18 protein-coding genes and 1 pseudogene are annotated in these 22,101 nt (G+C 71.9%); 11 read left to right on the top strand and 8 right to left on the bottom strand.

Annotated elements, in window-relative coordinates:
* Nucleotides 1–26 precede the first annotated feature (26 nt).
* Complete coding sequence (locus ACIA8K_RS29305; protein ID WP_396064934.1) at nt 27–926, bottom strand: NAD-dependent epimerase/dehydratase family protein; 900 nt, start codon at nt 924–926, stop codon at nt 27–29.
* 588 nt (nt 927–1,514) lie between these two features.
* Between ACIA8K_RS29305 and ACIA8K_RS29300 the strand changes: the two genes are divergently transcribed.
* The 9 genes from ACIA8K_RS29300 to ACIA8K_RS29260 all read left to right on the top strand — a co-directional run bounded on the left by ACIA8K_RS29300 (nt 1,515) and on the right by ACIA8K_RS29260 (nt 9,010).
* A complete protein-coding gene (locus ACIA8K_RS29300) occupies nt 1,515–2,264 on the top strand; it encodes an ABC transporter ATP-binding protein (protein ID WP_396064931.1) in 750 nt (249 codons plus the stop codon).
* Nucleotides 2,261–3,058 carry an ABC transporter permease gene (locus ACIA8K_RS29295; RefSeq protein WP_396064929.1) on the top strand — a complete coding sequence of 266 codons (798 nt, stop codon included), beginning with the start codon at nt 2,261–2,263 and terminating at the stop codon, nt 3,056–3,058. Before ACIA8K_RS29300 ends, ACIA8K_RS29295 begins: the two co-directional genes overlap by 4 nt.
* 71 nt (nt 3,059–3,129) lie before the next feature.
* Nucleotides 3,130–4,407 (top strand): glycosyltransferase, encoded by a 1,278-nt coding sequence (locus ACIA8K_RS29290; protein WP_396064927.1) that lies wholly within the window; start codon nt 3,130–3,132, stop codon nt 4,405–4,407.
* On the top strand, nt 4,400–4,672 hold the full coding sequence (locus ACIA8K_RS29285) for a hypothetical protein (protein WP_396064925.1): 273 nt from the start codon (nt 4,400–4,402) through the stop codon (nt 4,670–4,672). The genes ACIA8K_RS29290 and ACIA8K_RS29285 overlap by 8 nt, the downstream gene beginning before the upstream one ends.
* Nucleotides 4,672–5,886: a class I adenylate-forming enzyme family protein gene (locus ACIA8K_RS29280; protein ID WP_396064922.1), complete on the top strand. Its 1,215-nt coding sequence runs from the start codon at nt 4,672–4,674 to the stop codon at nt 5,884–5,886. Before ACIA8K_RS29285 ends, ACIA8K_RS29280 begins: the two co-directional genes overlap by 1 nt.
* Before the next feature lies 1 nt (nt 5,887).
* A complete protein-coding gene (locus ACIA8K_RS29275) occupies nt 5,888–6,775 on the top strand; it encodes a hypothetical protein (protein ID WP_396064919.1) in 888 nt (295 codons plus the stop codon).
* Nucleotides 6,775–7,257 carry a hypothetical protein gene (locus ACIA8K_RS29270; protein WP_396064917.1) on the top strand — a complete coding sequence of 161 codons (483 nt, stop codon included), beginning with the start codon at nt 6,775–6,777 and terminating at the stop codon, nt 7,255–7,257. Before ACIA8K_RS29275 ends, ACIA8K_RS29270 begins: the two co-directional genes overlap by 1 nt.
* Nucleotides 7,258–7,289: 32 nt before the next feature.
* The gene (locus ACIA8K_RS29265; RefSeq protein WP_396064915.1) at nt 7,290–7,730 is read left to right on the top strand and encodes an adenylyltransferase/cytidyltransferase family protein; all 441 of its coding nucleotides are present in this window, start codon (nt 7,290–7,292) and stop codon (nt 7,728–7,730) included.
* 38 nt (nt 7,731–7,768) lie between these two features.
* A complete protein-coding gene (locus ACIA8K_RS29260) occupies nt 7,769–9,010 on the top strand; it encodes a deoxyguanosinetriphosphate triphosphohydrolase (protein WP_396064913.1) in 1,242 nt (413 codons plus the stop codon).
* Between the two features lie 278 nt (nt 9,011–9,288).
* Here ACIA8K_RS29260 and ACIA8K_RS29255 read toward each other — a convergent pair whose 3' ends face one another.
* From ACIA8K_RS29255 to ACIA8K_RS29225, 7 genes and pseudogenes are all read right to left on the bottom strand, one after another.
* Entirely contained in the window at nt 9,289–9,468 is a 180-nt protein-coding gene (locus tag ACIA8K_RS29255; RefSeq protein WP_396065123.1) for a hypothetical protein, read from the bottom strand.
* A 50-nt stretch (nt 9,469–9,518) separates the two neighbouring features.
* Nucleotides 9,519–9,698: pseudogene (locus tag ACIA8K_RS29250) on the bottom strand (NUDIX hydrolase); the annotation flags it as partial.
* Nucleotides 9,699–10,287: 589 nt separating this feature from the next.
* Nucleotides 10,288–12,864: a DUF4132 domain-containing protein gene (locus ACIA8K_RS29245; protein ID WP_396064911.1), complete on the bottom strand. Its 2,577-nt coding sequence runs from the start codon at nt 12,862–12,864 to the stop codon at nt 10,288–10,290.
* A 445-nt stretch (nt 12,865–13,309) separates the two neighbouring features.
* The gene (locus ACIA8K_RS29240) at nt 13,310–14,020 is read right to left on the bottom strand and encodes an alpha/beta fold hydrolase (RefSeq protein ID WP_396064909.1); all 711 of its coding nucleotides are present in this window, start codon (nt 14,018–14,020) and stop codon (nt 13,310–13,312) included.
* 46 nt (nt 14,021–14,066) lie between these two features.
* Entirely contained in the window at nt 14,067–15,017 is a 951-nt protein-coding gene (locus tag ACIA8K_RS29235; protein WP_396064907.1) for a helix-turn-helix domain-containing protein, read from the bottom strand.
* Between the two features lie 854 nt (nt 15,018–15,871).
* The gene (locus ACIA8K_RS29230) at nt 15,872–16,630 is read right to left on the bottom strand and encodes an arginase family protein (protein WP_396064905.1); all 759 of its coding nucleotides are present in this window, start codon (nt 16,628–16,630) and stop codon (nt 15,872–15,874) included.
* 92 nt (nt 16,631–16,722) lie between these two features.
* On the bottom strand, nt 16,723–19,377 hold the full coding sequence (locus tag ACIA8K_RS29225) for a BTAD domain-containing putative transcriptional regulator (protein WP_396064903.1): 2,655 nt from the start codon (nt 19,375–19,377) through the stop codon (nt 16,723–16,725).
* Nucleotides 19,378–19,464: 87 nt separating this feature from the next.
* On the opposite strand from ACIA8K_RS29225, the gene ACIA8K_RS29220 reads away from it, so the two are divergent.
* Together ACIA8K_RS29220 and ACIA8K_RS29215 are read left to right on the top strand one after the other, a co-directional pair.
* A complete protein-coding gene (locus ACIA8K_RS29220) occupies nt 19,465–20,820 on the top strand; it encodes an FAD-binding oxidoreductase (RefSeq protein ID WP_396064901.1) in 1,356 nt (451 codons plus the stop codon).
* On the top strand, nt 20,817–21,695 hold the full coding sequence (locus ACIA8K_RS29215; RefSeq protein WP_396064899.1) for an LLM class flavin-dependent oxidoreductase: 879 nt from the start codon (nt 20,817–20,819) through the stop codon (nt 21,693–21,695). Before ACIA8K_RS29220 ends, ACIA8K_RS29215 begins: the two co-directional genes overlap by 4 nt.
* Nucleotides 21,696–22,101: the final 406 nt, after the last annotated feature.

The raw sequence follows: 22,101 nt of genomic DNA, 5'->3' as shown, positions 1-22,101 counted from the left end.
CCGGGCTCAGGCCACGGGCAGGGCTCTCACCCGGTGGGCCGGTCGCGCCACGAGCGCTCCGGCCGGAATCCGAACACCTCGGCGAACCGGTCGGTCGACTGCAGGGACCGGAAACCGGGCAGCGGCTCGCGGACCAGTGGCGCCAGCTCCGGCGCGAACCGCTGGATCAGCTCCTCGGTGGGCTGCTTCATCAGCGTGTCCGGCGCGGCGACCACGAAGGACTCCGCGCCACGTGGGGTCGCCTCGATCGCGAGCCGGCAGCTCGTCGCCACGTCGTCGATGTCGACGTAGCTCCACAGGTTCCACCTGCCGAGCTGGGGGTCGGCCCAGTAGTCCGGCAGTAGCTCGTAGCGCCCCGCGTCGAAGACGACGGAGAACCGGAGGCTGGTGATGGACAGCCCGTGCTGGTACGCGACGTTCTGCGCGAGGTGCTCGCCGACGGACTTCGAGAGGGCGTAGCTGTACTCCGGGCGGATCGAGTGCTCCTCGGTGACCGGCAGGAAGTCCGGCGGGGCCACCTGGAACGGGAAGCCGGCGACGGTCTCGCTCGACGCCCAGACGACGTGGTCGATGCCGAGTGAGCGTGCGGCCGTGAAGACGTTGTACGTCGCGACGGTGTTGGTGGCGAACGTGTTCTGCTCGGCCAGGAAGCCGTGCGAGGTCGTCGCGGGGTCCGGCGCGCCGAGCGCGCCGAGGTGGACGACCGCGTCCAGCCCGTCGAGCGCGTCGAGGGTCTGCCAGAGCTCCCGCAGGTCGGCGCGGCGGTACCGGTCGGGGGTCTCGTAGACCATGCCGACGTCGATGCTCCGGCACTTGTGCCCGTGCCGGGTGAGGTCGGCCACGACCCGCTGCCCTATCTTTCCGCCACCACCAGTCACACCGATCAGCACAGCAATTCCCCCGTTCGCGTTCGAGATTCGGATCATGCGTTCACTGGATACCGGGCGCCCGTTCTTTGGAGCGCATCGCGATATATCGAGAGACGTCATATCCGCGTGGTGAGCCGGCCTGGAGTTAATCGCGCCGTGTTTCTCACCTAGATCATTTATACCGACCGCACGCGTCGGCTACTCGACGGACGATAGTGCGGTTGTGGCCGCTTAGCAAGGCATCGCCTCGAAGCTATGTTTCCTATCCATTACGTCGCACGTGGAGCCCGCATTGAGCGGCGCGAAACGGCCGTCCACATGCGACACTGGCGAGCCGAAACGGAAACCCGCATGGGCGCGTGCAAACCGTCTGACGTGCTGTGACGAGTGTCACACTACATCGCGGGCGGTGGCGAGATAGGACAGTGAGGGGAAAACATGGAGGTAATCGCAGGAGAGCCTGCCGGCATTCGAAGGCCGGTCCCGGTGAGCCCGGTCGTGTAAAGTGGGCGCTTCCGGAAACAATGTCCACGGGGGTTTTCTCATTATTTCCAGAGCCAGTCGATCAATGCTGCCTTCATCTCCCCGGCGCGGTGGATCGGTCGTCGTCAGATGAGCACGGACGCCGCTATCCACGCCGTCGGGGTGACCAAGAGGTTCGGCCGGACGGCGGCCCTCGACCACTTCTCCGCCGATGTCGCCGCCGGATCCTGCACCGCGCTGATGGGACCCAACGGCGCTGGGAAATCCACGCTCAACCGCCTTGTCTACGGACGCATCCGGCGCGACGGCGGAGAGCTGTCCGTGCTCGGGCGCGACCCCTCCGGGCACGCCGGCTACCTGAAGTCGCGCATCGGCGTGGTGACCCAGGACAACTACCTCGACGCCGAGCTCACCGTGCTCGACAACCTGGCCGTCTTCGGCATCTACCACGGCATGCCGGGACGGCAGGCGAAGAGACGCGCGCACGAGTGCCTGGAGCTCTTCGGCCTCCAGGACCGCGCCGGCGAGTCCATCTCCACGCTGAGCGGCGGCATGCAACGACGGCTCGCGCTGGCCCGCGCGCTGGTCCACTCTCCCGATCTGGTGCTGCTCGACGAGCCCACCACAGGTCTGGACCCGGTGGCGAGGGAGAGCCTGTGGGCGACGCTTCACGAGTTGCGCAGGAGCGGCAAGACGCTGCTTCTGGCGACGCACTACCTGGAGGAGGCGGAGCGGCTGGCGGACGAGGTGATCATCATCAACCGCGGCCGGCAGCTCGACAGCGGCAGCCCCCGGGACCTGATCCACCGCCACCTGGGGACCGGCGTCGCGCGCGCGGCGGACACCGTCACTGCCCCGGCCAGCCTCGACGACCTGTACCTGGCCCTCTTCGGACAGCGGGACGCGGAATGACCGTCACCACGGGCACCCGGCCCGCCACCCTCACCCGCGCGGTCGCACCCGCGTTCCGCGTCTTCCGCCGGGAGCTGCGGGTCTGGTTGCCGGACTGGCGGCGGCACGCGGTGTTCAGCATCGCCGAGAGCACCGTCGCGGTCATCGCCTTCGGCATCCTGCTGGGCAAATACGTCACGCTGCCCGGCGGCGGGCGCTACATCGACTTCGTCGCCCCGGCCCTGGTCCTCGGCTCCTGCCTGCAGACCGTGACCCTGGACGGCCTGTACGCGACCAGGACCAACCTGTACGACCGCCGGCTGTTCGAGTCCATGCTGACCGCGCCGCTGACCATCGCGCAGGTGATCGGCGGCGAACTGATGTGGCACGCGTTCCGGGCGACGTTCCAGGGCACCATCATGGCCGCGCTGTTCCTCGCGGCCGGCGCGGACTTCTCGCCGTCGATCGTGCTACTGCCGCTGCTGCTGGCCGTCGCCGGGCCCTGCTTCTCCGCCCCGGCGATGCTGTGGACGTCGATGAGCCCCAAGTTCACCAACCTCCTGTACTTCAACACGCTCGTGGTGGCGCCGCTGTACTACCTCTCCGGCGTGTTCTTCCCCGTCGACGCGCTGCCCGAGGCGGTCCGGCCGCTGGTCCAGATCTCCCCGCTCTACCAGGCGATCCACGTCGGGCGCGCGATCTTCGCCGGGCACTGGGACGGGCAGGTCGCGGCGCACGCGCTGACGTTCGTGGTGATGGCGGCCGCGCTGATGGGGCTGACGATCACCAGATTCGTGCACAAGATGACGGACTAGAAACCTGTGTCGACGTGCGGCCTGGACCCCCACATCGACAGCTCATCTGAGCCCGGCCCTCTGGAGCCCTCATGAGAATTCTGTTCTTCCCGTACCCGGTGGGCGCCGCCCACGTCGGCCGGTGCCTCGTCGCGGCGGCGCTGCTGAGGGAGGCGGGGCACACCTGCCTCTTCGCCGCGGACACCCCGCGGCAGGACGTGCGCGCGGACGGCTTCCCGGTCCTGGGCGAGACCCCCCGGATCACCGTCGGGCGGCGCGCGCCGGCGGACACCCAGCGCTACCTGTCGTCGCCGTCGATGGACTCCGCGTTCGCGGCCGCCGGACTGCATCTGCGGTCCACCCTGCGGCACTGGTTCGACCGGGACCTGCGGGTGGTGCACGAGGCCAAGGCGGACCTGGTGGTCACCGACATGCATCTGAGCGGCGCGATGGCGGCCCGCCACCTGCAGGTGCCGACGGTGGGCATCTGCGAGTCGGACTACTTCGGCGACGCGTGGAACGCGTGGATGCCCTGGCTCGCCGGCCCGCTGAGCGCGGTCTCGCCGTACCCGTCGCTTGACGGCCGGATCCGGGACCTCTGCGACGACCTGGGGCTGGACCTCCCGGCGAGCGCCCCGGCGATCACCCGGGGCGACTACTCGCTCGTGGCCGGCTTCGACTTCCTCGACTCCCGGCAGCCGGACCTGGGCGGCCGGGGCGCCTACGTCGGACCGCTGGTCTGGGACCCGGTCACACCCGGGACGGCCGTGCCCGAGCCGTCCGGCCCGCGCCGGCCGCGGATCCTGGTGACGCTGGGAAGCGGCGAGGTCGCGCTCGGGGACGCCACCCCGCTGCTGAACTCGCTCGCGGACACGCTCGCGGCCGATGTGCTGTTCAGCACCGCCTCCCCGGCCCGGTACGCCACCGGCCTGAGCCCCGGCGTACGGGTCACCTCGTTCGGGAGCGTGAAGGCGCTGATGCGGTGGGCGGACATCGTCGTCTGCCACGGCGGCCACGGCACGATCCTCGCGGCCCAGCAGGCGGGCAGGCCACTGTGCGTGGTGCCCGCGCTCGGCGAGAACGAGGCCAACGGCCGGTTCATGGTCGAGGACGTTGGCGTCGGCCGGCTGGCCCGGTGGACCTCGCAGGAGGACGGCGCCCGGCTCGCCGTCCACAACGGACTGTTTCCGGACCGGTCCACGCTGCCGATCGAAGACGTCGTGGTGTCCGCCGCCGCGCAGTTGCTCGACCCGTCGACCGGCTTCCGGGAGCGGGCGCACGCGCTGGCGGAACGGATCGGCGCGCGCATGGACGGTGTCGCCGGCGAGCTGGTCGGCCGGATCGAAGGGATGAGGAGCGACGGTGAGTGAGATACGGGAGCCGGCCGTCCGGCAGCGGATCGAGGCGGAGATCCGCCGCATCCGGCCCACGGACGCGCCGGACGCGGACATCCGCTGGGACCGCGCGCTGTCCGCGCCGCCGACGAGTTTCGACAGCCTCGACGTGACATCGCTGCTGGTGTCGCTGGAGGACGCGTTCGACGCGGAGATCGAGCTCGACGACGCGCTGCGAACCACTGAGATAACACCCGGCGACATCCTGCGCACGATCCTGGACCGGGAGGACGAGGGCTGATGCGCGTCTCGCAACGGCGGCTACGGTTCGGGATCGACCCCTCGGTGGAGCAGGCGGACGCGCTGGTGCGGTGGGCGCGGGACGGCAACGTCGCCGTTCTCGCGGAGGACGCCACCGCCGCGGCGGAGATTGCCGCACAGCTGGGCCTGGACGACAGCCCGTCGCCGGAGACCGCCTACCACCCGCCCGCCGGGCTCGCGGAGCATCCGGGCGGCGGCGTCGTCCTGCGGACCTCCGGAAGCTCGGGCCGGCCGAAGCTCGTGCTGCGCGCCCCGGCCGCGCTCGACGAGGAGGGCGACCTGGTGGCGGCGCGGCTGGAACTGGCGCCCGGGGACGGGATCCTCTGCTGCGTGCCACTGCACCACGCGTTCGGCCTCGGGGTCGGCACGCTCGCGGCGCGGGCCTCCGGCGCGGTGCTGACCACGGCCAACCCGCGCACCCCCCGGGCGCTGACCCGGATGCTCGCCGAACGGCCGGTCCGGTACCTGGTGGCGTCGCCGGCCCAGATCGCGCACTGGTCCGCGGGCGACGCCGAGCTGGACGTACCCGCGCGGTTCCCGGTGGTGATCACGGCGGGCGCGCCGCTGGGCAGCGCGGTGGCCGACAGGTTCCGGCGGCGGTTCGGCGTGTACCCGGCGCAGCAGTACGGGTCGACCGAGACCGGATCGGTGACCGTGGACCTGTCCGGCGGGTTCACCGAGGGCCGCGTCGGCAGGCCGTACCCCCGTGTCGAGGTGGTGGTCTCCGCCGCCGGGCGGCTGGTGGTCAGGTCCGGGACCGTCGCCGTCGCCTATCTCGGCGACCCGGAGGCGTCCCGCGCGGCCGGCCTGGACCGCGGCGAGTTCGTCACCCAGGATCTGGGCGCGGTGGACGAGGCGGGTGACGTCGTCCTGCTCGGCCGGGTGGACCGGATCGCGAACATCGACGGCAAGAAGTTCGACCCCGGGCTGATCGAGCGGTCGGTGTCCGGCGACGGCGTCGTGGCGGAGTTCGCGGTCGTGCTGACCACGAATCCGGACGGCATCACCGAGTCCTCGTGGGTGTACGCGTCCCGCGACGGCGACGGCGCCGATCCGCACCTGCGCGAGCGGGCCGCCCGGCTGCCCGCCTACCAGCGGCCGAAGCGCATCCTGCGCCTCGACGCGCTGCCGGTGTCCGCGCTCGGCAAAGTCGATCATGGTGCGTTGCGGAGTCTCGTGGAAGGCGGGCACTGACGTGTCGGACAGACGGTCCCGGCGGTTCACGGACGCGTGCTGCTTCCACGCCGCGTTCGGGGTGACCCTCACGGAGCTCGGTCTCCACGACCCGCCCGCGGTTCTCGGCCGGTCACCCGCCAGCCTGCTGCACACCTCGACGCTGACCGGCGACGGCCTGCACTTCACCCCGATCCTTGACTTCCTCATCGCGGAGGCCGCGGCCGCGGGGATCAGCATGCGGGCGCGACCGGTCCTTCCCGGCCAGTCGCTCACCGGCCCCGGCGTCGTCGTGGTCGACACCTTCGACATGCCGCACATGGTGGACCACCGCAGGACCCACAACGAGCACGCGCTGGCGGTCCTGCCCGCGGGCCCGGCCGGCGACGGCGTCACCCGCGTCGTCGACGGCACGCTCGCCTCGCTCTTCGACGGTGACCTGCCCGCCGGGTCGTTCGCCGTGCTCCCGCCGGGCTACCTGGCCGCCTCGGTCCTGCCCGGCGCGCACCACGACGCCCCCGACCCGGACGCCGCCGTCCGGGAACTCACCGGGGACGGGCGCTACGCCGGGATCCTGGACTTCGTGCGCACCGTGCGCCGCTTCGCCACCCCGGAGGCGTGGAACGACCGGACCGTGGCCTCGGACCAGCACCCGACGCCGCTCTGGACGCTGGAGCGGATGGCCTGGGTGTACGCCGCCAACGTGCGCTGGACGGCGGCCTGCCACGATCCGGACCGGCCCGCCGGCCGGCTGCTGCACCGCGGCGGGAAGGCGTTGCGGCGGCTGCACGACGTGCTGTCCGCCAGGCGCGGCGGCGGGCACCTCTCCCACGAGACGTTCGACTCCATGGTGGGCAGGACGCTGCGGTCGCTCGACAGCGAGTGCCGCGCCGCCGCCCGGGTCGCCTGATGGTCGACCGCGCACACGCCGTCGACCGCTTCGTCCGCGTCCTGAACGCCGACCCGAGCGCGACCCGGCAGCTCGGCGTGTGGTGCCGCTGCCCGATCACGGCCCGGGTGACGCGCCGGGTCTGGCGCGCCGCCACCCCGGCCGAGGCCGACGTCCTGCGGATACCGCCCGGGGCTCTGGTGCAGGATCGCGCGGGCACGCTCCGCGCCACCGGCGGGACCGTGCTCTCCGAGATAGCCGCGCTCGTCGTCGCCGCCCGCGTCACGCCGTCGATGCGGGCCGCGCTTGACCGCAGCGACGTGCCGCTCGGGGTGGCCATCGGCGCGCTGCGGTTCCGCCGGCAGATCGTCAGCCAGCACGCCCCCTCGGCCGGGCCGCACGTGCTGCACGTACGGGCCCTGCTCTGGGCCGGTGGGACGCCGGTCGCGGCCGTCGAGGAGAAGTACCTCACGAACGTGGTCCTCCGCTGGACCGGTTCGTAGTCAGTGACCGCACGACCGATCAGGGAGCGCAGATGAAGGTGTACACGGGCGGCACGTTCGACCTGTTCCACGAGGGGCACGTCAGCCTGCTCAAGAACTGCAAGCGCCTGGCCGGCGACGGCGAGGTGGTGGTGGCGCTGAACACCGACGAGTTCGTCGAACAGTTCAAGGGGCGCAGACCGGCGGTCTCCTACGCCGGCCGCAAGGAGGTGCTGGAGTCCTGCCGGTACGTGTCCCGGGTCATTCCGAACACCGACGGCGCCGACTCCAAGCCGACAATTCTGTCGGTGCGGCCGGACGTCATCGCCATCGGCGTCGACTGGGCGCCGCCGAAGGACTACTACGCGCAGATGAACTTCACCGCGCAGTGGCTGGACGAGAACGGCATCCTGCTCGTCTACCTGCCCAGGCCGGTGGACGGCCAGTCCTCCACCCGGATCAAGGCGCAGGTGATCAACGGCGCCGCCGGCTGAGACCCGCCCGATACCGCCTCGAGCCCCTGGGGACGCTGATGACACTGCGCGGAGACCGCCCGGACGAGACACCCTCAGACGTCGCACGCTGGGTCGCGGAGCCCGTCAAGCACGACGACCACCGGCGCACCGCCTTCCAGCGCGACCGCGCCCGCGTCCTGCACTCCGCCGGGTTCCGCCGGCTGGCCGCCAAGACCCAGGTCCACACCGCGGGCACCGACGACTTCCTGCGCACCCGGCTGACCCACTCGCTCGAGGTCGCCCAGATCGGCCGCGAAATGGGCGCGCAGCTCGGATGCGACCCGGACCTGGTGGACCTGGCGGGTCTCGCCCACGACCTGGGCCACCCGCCGTTCGGCCACAACGGCGAACAGGCGCTCGACGCGGTGGCCCGGCCGTGCGGCGGGTTCGAGGGCAACGCCCAGACGCTGCGGGTCCTCACCCGCCTGGAGGCGAAGGTCGACGGCGCCGGCCTCAACCTCACCCGGGCGGCGCTCGACGCCTGCTGCAAGTACCCGTGGCCACGCGGGCCGGGCCGGGCGAAGTTCGGCGTGTACGAGGACGACGCCGTCATCTTCGCCTGGATCCGCCAGGGCCGGCCGGAGGATCACCGTCCCTGCCTGGAGGCTCAGGTGATGGATTGGGCGGACGACATCGCGTACTCGGTGCACGACGTCGAGGACGGCCTCTACAGCGGCCTCATCCCGCTCCGGGCGCTGATTCACGACCCCGCCGAGCGCCACGCGCTCTGCGCCGACGTGGCCGGCGCCTATCTCGACGACTCACCCGAGGCGCTGAGCGAGGCGCTGTCCGGCCTGCTGGCCGACGAGGCGGTGCGCGCCGCGGCCGGCTACGACGGCACCCGGCTCGCCGAGAACGCGCTGAAACGCATGACCAGCACGCTGATCGGCCGCTTCGTCTCGCACGCGGTGGCGGCCACGCTCGCGGCGCACGACCGTCCCGCGATGCGCCGCTACGAGGCCTCCCTGGTCGTACCGGCCGGGATCCGGCGTCAGTGCGCACTGCTCAAGGGCATGGCGCTGCGGTACGTGATGCGCGTACGTGCCGCGGAGCCGTGGTACGACCAGCAACGCGAGATCCTCCGCGACCTGGTGGAGCTGCTGACCGCCCGGTCACCGGAGCACCTGACCCCGCTGTTCGCGGAGGCGTGGAAGGAGGCGCCGGACGACGCCGCGCGCCTCCGGGCGGTCATCGATCAGGTCGCCAGCCTGTCCGACCCGGCCGCCGTCACCTGGCACCGCCGCCTCGTCAGCGGGTGACCATAATGTGGCGGGATTGCGGCCACCAGCGTCCCGTCCGGTTGACGGACAACGGCGACATCGGTCGCCGGGTCGATCCTCGACTCGTCCTCCGGCCAGCGTTTCACCAGGCCGGGCACTGCTGGCTGAGTTTCTGGTGAGAGTGTTCGGTAGGCCGGTCGTGGCGGATACATGTAGACGTAGTCCGCGCGGGCCTCAACCTTGATCAGGTCGCGGATCGTGTGCGCCTCCGCGTGGTCGCTGTGCGCCCTCACCAGAACTGCCTCCGATCGGCGTCGCTACATCGAGACCTTTCCGGATCTCAGCTCGGCGAGGAAGTTGAGGGTGTTCGGCGACAGCTCGTGTGCCATGCCGTCGAGTTCGGACAAGCTGAAGTACCTGCAGTCGTCGTGGGTCTCCGGTTCCCGGACCGATGGCGTGCCGCGGACGACCTGGGCGAGGTACCAGGAGTAGACCATTGTGTAGGAGTCTTCTTCGAAGGACTTTCCCCCAGATAGGTGATGATGTCGACCTCGGCACCGGTCTCCTCACGCACTTCACGGGATGCCGTCATCCGCGGATCCTCGTCCGGATCGATTTTGCCGCCGGGGATCTCCCAGTGGACGCGTTTAGCGGTGTTGCGATGCAGAAGAAGGATTCCTCCATGGCCATCCGTGATCACACAGCCGGCCAGTTTGAGCTGTTTCATATAGCCCTTCTTCTCGTAGGTCGGCAGTCACCTATCGGTTAGGTGGGCACGGTGCCACCTTGCACGCTGCAGCGCCTCCCCGTCGGCAGCCGCGCCGCAACACCAGCCAGAAGGGTGGCGTACGGCATCGCTCGGGTCTCCAGCGTGGACGATCTGCTCTCGGATGCACGGAGTCGGCACCGGCAGTCACGGCGCTGCCACGCACCAAGACTTTCTCATCGCGAATATGTAGCGCCTCGGCCAGCGTATTGACCATCAGTTCAGTTGACGGGCCACCGCTTGAAGCGGCCAGTGCACAACCCGCCAGAGCGCTATGGGGAAATCCCATTAGTGCTGGCATCGGATCAAGATCTACGCCGACTTCAGTGCCAAGTCCACCGTCTCCCGCAGGATCTCCGGCGGTGCGAAGTACAAGGGCGCCGGCGGTACGGTCGGCGTCAGCTGGGCCCCTGGCCGCTTCGGCGACCACTACGAGATCATCCTCTGGCCCGACGGCCGCCTCACCGGCGACACCTGGAAGAGCTGATCTCGTCACCGGGCCGCAGAACACCGGCCGGACACCGAAAGGTGTCCGCCCGGCGGCCAGGTCTCAGGGCGTGGTCATGTCGGTGAGGTCGCGGATCAGCTCGGACAGGGCGACCGGGTGGAGCCGATCGAGCGGGACCTCTACGCGATCGCGGGTGACCCGGAGTTTGCGCAGTGACTGGGAGCCCATGTCGCCCGGATCGCCGATGGAGATGCCGGGGTCGAGGTCGATCTCGACAAGTCCGCCGCCGCGCAGGGACGCGAAGATCCCCCACTGGATGCCGGCGTCCATCGGCGCGGTCCGGCGCCAGCCGCGTTTCTCCAGGGCGAGGAGCCGGTGCACCGGGGCGGGGCGGTCCAGGACGGCCTCGACGTCGGCCGGCGCCGGCCGGAACACCGCGCGGTCGAGCTGCCCGAACGGCTGGGCGATCTCGTAGTCGGCGAGCACCTCCGCCCAGGCCGTGGTGGCGTCACCCAGCTCGACCGGGTGCGCCACGCCGATGATCGCGTCGTCCGGCACGGTCAGCGTGCTGTCGTCGAGGCCTGCGAAGCTGCGGTCCTCGGCGACCCGGAACGAGGCGGTGAGCACGTCACCGTCGTAGACGCCCCAGATCAGCCGGCGGACGATGTGCCCGAGCAGCGGGTGGCCGGCCAGATGCGCGCGGAACTCGGCGGCCGTCCACCGCCGTCCGCTGACCATGGCCTTCTCCAGGCGGTCGAGCTGGTCGCGGGCCAGCGTGCGGGTGTCCTTCTTCAGCGCGGCGAACCGGGCGTACGCGTCGGTGGCCGTTCTGGGCACGGTCTTGAGGCGTGTGCCGTCCGCGCCGGTGACATACGGCTGGAGCTGTGCGTCGAAGCCGACCACGAACTCCCGCTGCCCGTCGGTCAGCCGCAGGGTGCCGTCCGTGTCCAGGCCCAGGTCGGGGACGAGCCGGTCCGCGAGCTGGTCGGGCGTCAGGCCCAGCCGGTCCGCCACCTCGCCGATCTTCGCGGCCGCGCGTTCCCTCAGCCCGCGGAACTTCAGCCGCTGCGAGATCCCGTGCAGGTGCATCAACGCGACGTCGGTGCCGATCCCGGCGAGCACGTCCAGCCCGATCACGGCGCGAGCGTGGCCGCCCTCGCCCGGCCAGGCCCGGATGATCGGCGCCAGCCGGCGTACCGTGTCGTCGTCGCCCGTGATCGTGAGTGATCTCAGCGCCCAGCCGTCCTTCGACGGTGCGTCCGCGGCCCGCCACCGCATGAACAGCGTCCAGCCGAGCGCGGCCAGGTCGCCCGGCGCGATCACGTCCTTAACGGCCGGGTTCGCGGCCGCCAGTTGCAGGAGTAGGTGGTGCATGGCCTCGGCCGGCAGCGCGCCGGCACCGTCGCGCAGCTCGACCCGGGGCAACGTCTCCGCGTCCACCCACGCGCTGATCGTGGTCTTCTTCGGCAGCGGTCCGGTCAGGAGCGGGGGCAGCCGGTCGGCCGGTGCCTCCGCGACGGCCGTGCCGGCGAGCAGGTCACGGACCCGGGGCGCGGCCGCCCCGCTCAGGTCCGGCAGCAGCGTGGTGGCGATCTCTGGGTGCCGGGCCACGTGGCCGCGCAGCAGCTCCGCGGCGTGCGCGGTGCCGTCCTCGGCCAACAGCCGCATCGCGCGCCGCGGGAACCGGGACGCGGCCTCGTGCAGCCCCGGGAGCACGAACCTGTTGCCCGGCCGGTCCAGCAGCGCGGTGAACGCCTCGTCGGTCGGCATGATCGCGATCATCGACACGACCAGCCGCGAGCCGTCACTGCCCCAGCCTTCGCTGTCCAGCACGCTCAGCAGCTCGGGCAGCAGCGCCGGACCCAGACCTTCAAGCGCTGCGGACAGCGCCGGCGTACCCCAGCCGATGTTGTGGATCGAACCGGTTGCCAGCATCAGTTGGCCGGGCGTGCGCACTGATGACGTCATCACGTGCGTCGCCCGGTGCCGCACCCACCGCGATATCGGCGCGCTGACCAGCCACGCCATCGTCTCGTCGAACCAGTCCTCCCGCGTCGGCAGCAGGAACGTGACCATCGCCCGTTGTGGCGGCCCACCGCCGCGGTACCGCGCGAGGATCGCCTCGGCGGCCGCGTAGTCCTCGTCCGAGGCGACCGCGAGCCGGTTGCGGACCCGGCTGCTGAAGGGCAGGTCGCTGTCGGGCCAGACGAGACGTGTGTCATCGGCGGCGTACTCCTGGTCGGTGACCGGTCGCACCGCCGTGTCGTTCCCGTAGGACGAGGGATGCGCGGTCAGGGCGAGCGCGGCCAGCTCCACGGCCGTCTCCGCCGCGAACACCACACCGCGGGTCACCACGATCTGGTCGGCGAGGTGTGCCAGGGCCGCGTCGCCGTTCCAGCTGAGCCCGCTGCTGAACGCGACGACCATCATCGCCATCGCCGTTGGCGTGCCGCCGTCCAGGGCGTCCAGGAGCACGATCGCGTCCTCGCCGAGCGGCTGCGGCGTCTCCGGATGCGACAGGATCCGCACCGCCTGGTCCCGCCGCGCGGCCAGCAGTTCCGCGGTCAGCGTCGCCGTCCTCCTCCGGTCGATCTTCGCCGGGGGATCCGTGAACCAGCCGCCCCGCCGCAGCCGATGCGTCCGGCGCCAACCATTCAACGGCTCCATCACGTTCTCCATGGCGGCGCACGCTACCGCCGCGGTACGACAGAACACCTCGTGATCTCATGCGCCCCTGCGGGCGCCCGAGAACGACAGGACGGTGTGACGAGAGAATCGGGATGGCGGACTGATGTGGAACGGCGTACTTCGACTCCGCATCGGGGAGCTTGAGCCGATCGCGCCGGCCGCCCTTGTGCTGCGACCCGCAACGGGGGAGGAGGCACTCTCGGGCGCGGGCCCGTCCGAGGTCGCCGTCGCCGACCCGGGCGCGGTGCGGGCCAGCTACTTCGGCCCGGTCATGGTCGCCCGGCTATCGCTGATCGGCGCGCTCGCCGCCATCGTGCTGCTGCTCACTCGCCGCCGCGCGTGGCGTAGCCGTGCCGCTCGGCTTCGCCGGCGAAGCGCTGCAATCCGGCGAGGTCTGATAGTGCCGAACCGTAGTGCGGCACGGCGAGACACGGCGTCATGCGTGCACGTTCTCCAGGAGTGCGTCGGCCAGGTCGCCGGGGTGGGTCAGCATCGCCTCGTGGGTGCCGGGCACGATGACCGGCTCCACGTCGAGCCGAGCGGCCAGTTCGGTACCGGGTGCGGCGAGAGCTATGTCCCGCTCGGCGAGGAGGTACGTGACAGGTACCCCCAGGCCGGTCAAGGGCTGGTCGTCGAGCGCGTCGAGTACGTACCCGGCAGGCTGTGGGGTGAGTTGTTCGAAGACGAGTCGTTGGAGCTGCTCGGGCTCGTCTTGCATCAGCCGGGTACGGAACGTCTCGAAGTCGATGTCGATGGTGAACGCCGGAGTCTCGAGCGCCGTAGCCCTCATCCACGCGGCGGTCTCGGCTCCGAGCGCGGCTGCCATCGACTCGCCGGGGCGAGGAATGAAGGCGCTGAAGAACGCGAGGTGCTTGAGCCGGCGGGCGATCCTGGGCGCGGCGCCGGTGATGGGTACGCCGGCGAAGCTGTGACCGACGAGCACGATATCGGTCAGGTCGCGGCGTTCGACCTCGCGCACGATGTACTCGATGGCGTCGGTCAGGCGCAGCCCGGAGGGGTCGTCGCCCATCGCCAGGCCTGGAAGGGTCAGCGCGTGGACGCCGTGGCCGGCCGCCCGGATCCGTCGGCCGACCGGATGCCAGCACCAGCCACCGTGATTGGTGCCGGGCACGAAGACGAAATTCATGCGGCGAACTCAAGCACGACGCCCGGGGCGGGCTGGCGCGGATTTCCTACCGCGCGCCATGCAACGACTGGAATTGGCGGGGAGTCGCGTGGAACTCCTTCTTGAAGCAGCGGATGAAGTGGCTGCCGTCGGTGAAGTGCCAGATGGCCGCGGCCTCCGACACTGTCAACCGGGAACCCGGGCGGAGGAACGCCTGCGCCGCCTCCTCCAGTCGCCTGCGGCGGACGTAGGCGGTGAGCGACTCGGCCCGGTCGGCGAAGGCCCGTTGCAGGGTCCGGACCGATACGTGCAACAGTGCGGCGATCGTGGCCGTGGACAGGCCGGCGTCGGTCAGCCGGGTGTCGGCCACGTCCATCGCCGCCTGCACGAGGGTCGGCGCGAAGGCGGATTCGTGGTCGTCGAACCGGCTCAGGATCAGCCCTTTGGCCAGTTCGAGCAGCGCGTTGCGGGCGGTACGGGCCTCGTCCGGACCGAGGTGTCCCACGGTGCGCTGCAGCATGCCGGCATGGCTCATGAGGATCTGCGCCATGGGCTCGGAGGCCCGTCCGCTGCGCGATCTCCCGGCGATAAGGTGCCGGAGATCGTCGCCAGGAAGGACGAAGACCCGGCTGGCGATCTCGGGTGTGGTCCGGAACTGGTTCTCCCGCGCGCAATGGTGGAGAAAGTAGGTGCCGGCCGGAACGTGAGCGTCGCCGCCGTGCCCGTCCGGTTCCCGCAGGGCGAGCACACCACGCAAGCCCACATAGAGCCGTACCTGATCCTGCTCCTCCCGGCCGACCGTTTTGGTGCTCACTCGTGAGTGCGCCCAGAACTCGTTGACGGCGGCGTCCTTCAGCGTCACCGAGCGCATCGTCCCCTGGAAGCCGTCAACCGTGGACTCGGTGAACTCCGGCAGCGGGTACAGGTCCCCCATGCGGTCGTTCCAGGTGTCGATGAAGGGTTCCCAGGTGTCCCGCCCGGTGCCGGTAGCGTCGGCGTCGACGTCGAACGTGCCCACTCGGCGAGCCGGGCCAGAGAACCGAGGTCCGGCCATGCTGAGTCTCCCGCCCGGGTCGAGAACGTGTCGCTTCAGTGCCATCTGGTGTCGCGACGGTACATCGGTCGTGGCCCGGCCATGGTTTCCGCCCCCCAAGATCGGCTGCTGAAAGCGTGTGGGATGGGGCTGATCAGGTCCAGTCGAAGGTGCGGCGACGCCTTGGAGATCCTCGGCGCGGAGACGACGCCCGGCACGCGCTGAGGGACGGAAACGATCTCGCCATCGTCGGGACCGGGGCACTCATATCGGCGGACCGGATGCCGCCCGCGTGGGCGCCTCGGCCACACCGTGTGACTCCCTCGGACGCGGCCAGCGGCAGATCCGGCTACCGATGCGGGTACGCGATGCTGGAGGATCGAGTCATGGGCCGCGACGCGATGTGGAGATGGTCCAAGGTGAGCGAGATCCATGGACCTCGTTCTGATCGTGGTGCCGCGTGTCGTGGCGTGGTTCGCTCGTACCGATACCGCTTCTACCCGCGGTCCGACAAGTTCTACGAGCGTTGCATCGGCTTGGCCTGGTGTTCGGTCTGTCGAGAGTATTCGGGCGCGATGGTGCATGTACCCCGTAACGAGGACCTGGGCGATCCTTTGGCTGGTCTGTCGGCACCTGACCGCGAGCGCCTGGATCGCAGTGAGGTGAAGCTTCTCGACTACCTGGATCGCCTCGCGCGCCGAGGAGAGTGGCCACCGTCCGCGCCGTAGTGCGCCGAGCAGACGTCGCGGGCCGGCTCGCTTCCTCGGCATGAGCGGCCGGCGCGCAGGTGGACGATCCTCGAGCACCTGCTCCACGTAGCCAGGGCGAACTGATCGTGGCTACTGCCGGATTCCGAGTGTGGCCGCCAGCAGTGGGCCGATCGCCTCCGCCGTGCCGCGCCCGGGCAGCCAACTGCAGGCGAGGCCCACGGCGGCGACCCGTCCGGTCTCCAGTAACAGCCGCAGTGCGTCGGCGACCTGCGCGGCGGACGGCCCACCTGGCGCCGGGAAACGCAAGCCCGGCAGGTCGGCCGGCCTGATGACGTCCATGTCGAGGTGGACGTACAGCGGCCCGTCCGGCAGACCGGCGGTGGTCACGTCCGCGACCTCGCACCGGCGGATCTGCGCCTGCTCCAGGTAGGCGGCCTCTGCCGGGTCCAGGTCCCGCGCGCCGGCCAGCATCATCCGTCGCTCCGGGACGGCGTGCAGGCCCAGCCGCTCGGCGATGAGCTCCGGCCGGTAGCCCGTCAGCATGCGCAGCGACATGCCGGCCAGATAGCCGGACGTCGTGGTTTCCGGCGTCTGTACGTCGCCGTGCGCGTCGAACCACACGATGCCGGGATCCGTGCCCGCGCGCTGAAGCCCGGCCACGATCCCCAGCGCTGTCAGGCAGTCGCCCGTGACGACCACCAGCGGATTGTCTCCGTCGGCCGAGGGCGCCGCGGCCACCGCGTCAGCGGTCGCTGCGTACAGCGGTGCGAGTCGTGCCCAGATGTCACCGGCGCCCGGCTCCGCGGTCACGATCTCGCCGGGCCGTAGCGCAAAGTCCAGGTCGGGCAGGTACTGGTCGAGGTGATAGGGAACGCCGATCACTGCCATGCCTACACCGTAACGGCGACTGCATGCGAATTGTCCCCTGCAGCCGCCTCTCGGGCGTCGCAGACGCGCACCACGTCGGACTGACGAGCCTGTCAGTCGTCGCCGAGTGCGGCGAACGCGTCGTCCAGCGACGGCGGATCCGGCGGCGGGTCCCCGGTGTACCAGCCGTCCGGCACGACCGTCGTGAAGTACGAGCGGACTGGCGAGATCGCATGCCGGGCGAGGTGATGGTGGACCACGGCCCGCAGGGTCGCCGACCGGGGGTCGCCGTCGAGCGCCACCGCGCCCTGATGCAGCACAGCGAGCAGGTCGCTGAGGTCGTCCTCGTCGCGGAACCGGCGGGCGGACGAGCGCAGCAGCGGCAGCGGGTCACCGTCCCGTTCGGTGATCATGGTCTGGGCCAGCATCAGCTCGCTCAGCCCGGCCGCCCACGTCTGGCCGACGGTCGGGCCGTGGGCGATCGCGGCCCGCAGCCGCTCCCGGCCGCCGCGCAGGTCGCCGGCGAGGACCAGCGCCCCGCCGAGGGCCATCTCCGCCGACGGGATCAGCCAGGGGATGCGTGTCGTCTGCGCGATCTCCAGCGCCTCGGTCGCCGCGGCCAGCGCCAGGTGCGCGTCGCCGTCCGGAAGCTGCAGCAGCGCCTGGTAGTAGCGGACCTCGCCGCGCAGCGCGTCCTGCTCCGCAGACCCGTCCAGCTCTCGCGCGGCGTCGGCCAGCATCTCCAGGGCCAGCGCCCGGTCGCCGATGATCCCTTCCAGGCCGGTGTACGCGGCGCGCGCCCGGATCCGGTCGGCGACCGGCGCGCCGGGGGCCGCGGCGAGCGCGTCGCCGAGCACCCGCCGTCCCTCGGTGAGCAGCCCGGCCCGGATCCAGAACCACATCAGCCCGGCCGCGGCCCGCAGCGCCTGCTCCGGCGCGTGGGTCAGGTCGTGGGCCAGGGCGGCGCGAATGTTCGGCAGTTCGCGGCGCAGCACGCGCATCGCGGCCGGACCCCGGTCGCCGACCAGGTCCGCCGATTTGCTCGCGACCATGGCCCGTACCCAGGCGGCATGGGTCTCCCGGCTGTCGGCCGGGTCCGGGTCGACCGATCGGCAGTAGGCGCGGATCGTCTCCAGCAGCCGGAACCGGCCGGTGTCCGCGTCGGCGGTGACGACCGACTGGTCGACGAGCGCGGCCAGCGCGTCCAGGTCGCCGGCGGCGTCGGCGTCGAAACCGCCCTCGTACGGCCACAGCCGGACGACCAGGTCCCGTTCGGCGGGACTGAGCAGGCCGAAGCTCCAGGCGATCGCCTCCTGCAGCGTGCGGTGCGGGGTGACCGCGCCGTGCGGCACCCGGCCGAGCAGTGTCAGGTCGCCCAGTCGCGCGGTCAGCTCACGCAGGCCGATGGTGCGTGCGCGGGCCGCGGCCAGTTCCAGCGCGAGCGGCAGTCCGTCGAGCGCGCCGGCCAGGCGGCTCAGGTCCTCGTGGTCGGCGGCGGCGGGCGTCCAGTCCGGGCGGGCCGCGCGGATCCGGTCGGCCAGCAGCGCGACCGCGTCCGGCGCGGGCATCGGGCCGAGCGGCAGGATCCGTTCGCCGTCGACGCCGAGCGGCGTGCGGCTGGTGGCGATGATCCGCAGGGCGGGCACCCGTTCCAGCAGCGTCCACACCAGAGCGGCGAGGCCGTCCGTCAGGTGCTCGCAGTTGTCGAGCACAAGCGGTGTGCCGGTGTGGAAGCGCAGCGCGGCGGCGATCGCCTCGCCGGGGTCGTCGGCGGTGTCCGGCACGCCGAGCGCGGCCGCGATCGTGGGGAGCAGCGCCGAGGGGTCGGCGGCGTCGGCCAGCCGGATGAACACGGCGGTCCCGGCGTGCTGCATCGCGAGCCGGGTCTTGCCGGCGCCCGCGGCGCCGACCACCGTGACCAGGGGGTACGAGGTGGTGAGCCGGTCGAGCAGCGCCAGCTCGTCTTCCCGGCCGATGAAGGCGGACAGGGTGCGGGGCACGGCGCCGGCCGTCGTGGTCGGCGGCCCGGTGGCGCGGCCCGCGGCGACCGGCTCCAGCAGCACCGGATCGTGGGCGAGGATCCGCCGCTCCACCTCACGCAGCTCGGGGCCCGGCTCGACGCCCAGCTCGCCGGTGAGCAGCGCGCGGACCCGCCGGATCGCGCCGAGCGCGTCCGCCTGCCGTCCACCGCGGTAGAGCGCGAGCGCCAGCAGCGCCCACCGCCGCTCCCGGTACGGCGCGGCCCGGACCAGCTCCTCCAGCTCCGCGACCGCCGCCGCGTGCCCGCCGTCGGCCAGCAGCCCGGCCGCGCTCTCCTCCAGGGCCGTCTCCCGCAGCTCGTGCAGCCCGGCGCGGGCCGCCTCGATGCCGTCGTCGCCGGTCACGTCCGCGAACGGCTCGCCGCGCCACAGCCCCAGCGCCTCCCGCAGGTCCGTCCGGGTCCCGGCCGTGACCCGCGCGGTGAACACGCCCACGTCGGTCTGCTCCGGGGCGACCGCCAGCCGGTAGCCGTGCGCGGTCCGGGCGATCTCCGCTCCGGGCAGGGCACGCCGCAGCCGGGAGACGTACACCTGGAGCGCTCCGGCCGGGTCGGATGGGGCGCCGCCGGTCCACATCGCCGCGGCCAGCCGGTCGTCCGGGATCGGGCGCCCGTCCGCTGCGACAAGCATGGTCAGCAGCCGGCGGGGGACCGGCCCGCCGATCTCCAGCGGCGCCGGGTGCCCGGTGTCGTGGACCTCGGCGGCGCCGAGCACGGCGAATCTGAGCACCCGCCCATGTAAGCCGTGCTGTCTGCCGTTTGCAAGTCGGCGGTATGGGGCCGGCGGGAGGCTGGCTGCCTATTCGAGGGAGCAGCCTTGTTCGTACCGTTTCTTCCGCCCGGCACGCCCGGGTACGCCGAGGCGTGCGCGTCGTTCCAGTTGGCCGCGGCCGTGGAGCCGGCCGGCGCGTTCACCGCCCGCACCGTCGCCGACGTCGTCCGCGCGGTCGGCGTCGCCCGGGAGCACGGCATGCCACTGCGGGTGCACACGACCGGGCATGCGATGGGCCGCACCGCGCCGGTCGCCGGCCCGCAGCTGCTGGTCCGGCCGCTGATCGACGAGCCGGTCCGGGTCGACCCGATCGCGCGTACCGCTGTGGTCCCGGCCGGGAAACGCTGGGCGGACGTGCTGCCCGAGGCGAACCGGCACGGGCTGACCGCGGTGCACGGCTCGTCGGCCACTGTCGGCGTCGTCGGCTACCTGCTCGGCGGCGGGATCAGCTTCTACGGCCGGCTGCACGGCGTGGCCGCGAACACGGTCCGCGCGATCACGCTCGTCCGCGCGGACGGGACCGTGGTCACGGTGAGCCCGGACGCCGACCCGGAGCTGTTCTGGGCGCTGCGCGGCGGTGGCGGCGGCTTCGGCGTGGTCGTCGCCGTCGAGATCGACCTGGTGCCGATGCACCGGGTGATCACCGGCATGGCCGTCTGGGACGCCGCCGACGCGGCCCGGATCGCACCGGCCTGGCAGTCGTGGGCCGAGCACGCGCCGGAGGCGATCACCACGTCGTTGCGGCTGCTCAACGTACCCCCGATGGAGCACATCCCGGCGCTGTTGCGCGGCCGGCGGATCCTGGCGATCGACGGCGCGGCGGCCGCGCCGACCGAGGCGGACCTGCCGGACGCGCAGCGGACCGTTGCGGGCCTGCTGGACCCGCTGACCGCGCTCGCCGAGCCGATCCTGAACACCTGGGGTCCGGCCGAGCCGGGCCTGCTGCCGCTGACGCACATGGACCCGGCCGACCCGCTGCCGTTCGCGTCCGACACCGGCCTGACCGGCACGTTCACCGCCGAGGACTGGCCGGGGCTGCTGGCCGCGGCCGGGTCCGCCCAGCTGCTGGCCGTGGAGCTGCGGCAGCTCGGCGGCGCGTTCGCCAGGCCGGGCGCACGCGACGGGGCGTTCGGGCACACGGGCGCGCCGCTGCTCTACTGGTCCTGCGGCCTGCCGGGCGAGGACACGATCAAAGACCTTCAGCGGGTACGCGACGCGATAGGTCCCCGCTTCACCGGCTACACCGCGCCCACCTTCGTCGACCACGTCGCCCAGCAGCAGCGCACGTTCGGGGCGGACACCGTCGCCCGGGTCGCCGCGGTGCGCTCCCGCGTCGACCCGGACGGGCTCTTCGCCGCGGACGTCCAGGCGATCCGCGACATCACGGAGACACCGTCATGACGGTCACGATCGGAATCGGGCTGCCGAACCAGGTGCTGGGCGTCGACCCGCGGATCATCGCGCCGTGGGCGGCCGCGGCCGAGCAGGCCGGGTTCGCGTCGCTCGGCACGGTCGGGCGGCTCGCGTACCCAGGCGTGATCGACACGGTCGCGCTCGCCGCGGCCGCCGGTGCGACCCGGCGGATCGCGCTGCTCAGCGGCGTCGCGGTCGGCACCGCCTGGCCCGACGTGCTGTTCGCCAAGGAGGTCGCCGGCATCGACGGCGTCTCCGGCGGCCGGCTCACCCTCGGCCTCGGCCTCGGGGACCGCCACCGTACCGACGACTTCCCGCTGCCCGGACTCGGCCCACGCGGGCTCGGCGCGCGGCTGGACGCGGCACTGCCGGTCTACCGGGACGTGTGGGACGGCAAGCCGATCGGCGGCCGGGACAATCCCGCCGTGCCGCCCGGAACCCGCCGGGTGCCGATGATGTTCGGCGGCACCGTCCCGGCGTCGTTCGCGCGGATGGCCCGCTGGGGCGCAGGCTACATCGCCCCGTCGATCCTGCCGGAGTTCGCGGCCGGTCTGTTCGACCAGGCGCGCACCGCCTGGGCGGACGCGGGACGAGACGGCGCGCCCCGGATTGCCGGATTGTCCTATGTGGTGCTCGGCTCCGATGAGGAGGTCGAGCGCGGGCGGGCCGACGTCTTCCACTACTACTCGTACCTGGGGGAGCAGACGGCCGGGTGGATGGCGTCCCAGGTGCTGACCAGCGCTGCCGACGTGCGCCGCACGATCAGCCAGGCCGGCGATGTCGGCGGTGACCAGCTGCTGTTCAACCCCACCATCCCCGACCCGGCACAGATCGACCGGCTCGCGGAGGCCGCCGGGCTCTGACCCGCCACCCGCCGCGGCCCGGCCGCACCGGACTCAGCCGACGCTTCCTCCCGCACGCCCGTCAGCCGGGCTGTCGTCGAGGACCGCGACACGTTGAGTCCTGGGTGCGGCCGGGTGCCGACGCTGGTGGATGGCCGGAGCCACCCACGACATCGCGACCCGCCGACGCCTACGGTGTGACCTGTGCTCGGCAGGCGGGCCGGGCAGCGCCGGTCGTGCGGTGCGTGTATGCGGCGACCAGTTGGTCATGTCGACCTGGGTCCGAAGCTGTCACACCAGCCGAAGGCTCCGGGTTTCATGTCGAATGCCGGTCATCAGATCCACTTTCCGCCGACTGGGTACTGGCTCAGAGGCCCGGATCAGGTCCACTTCGCGCCGGATCTGGATTCCGCGCGTCGAAGACCGG

This window comes from Catenuloplanes sp. NPDC051500 (genome assembly GCF_044454585.1).
Taxonomy (GTDB): Bacteria; Actinomycetota; Actinomycetes; order Mycobacteriales; family Micromonosporaceae; genus Catenuloplanes.
The sequence above is the reverse complement of the archived record's forward strand: the minus strand, read 5'-3'. Positions and strand labels throughout refer to the sequence as shown.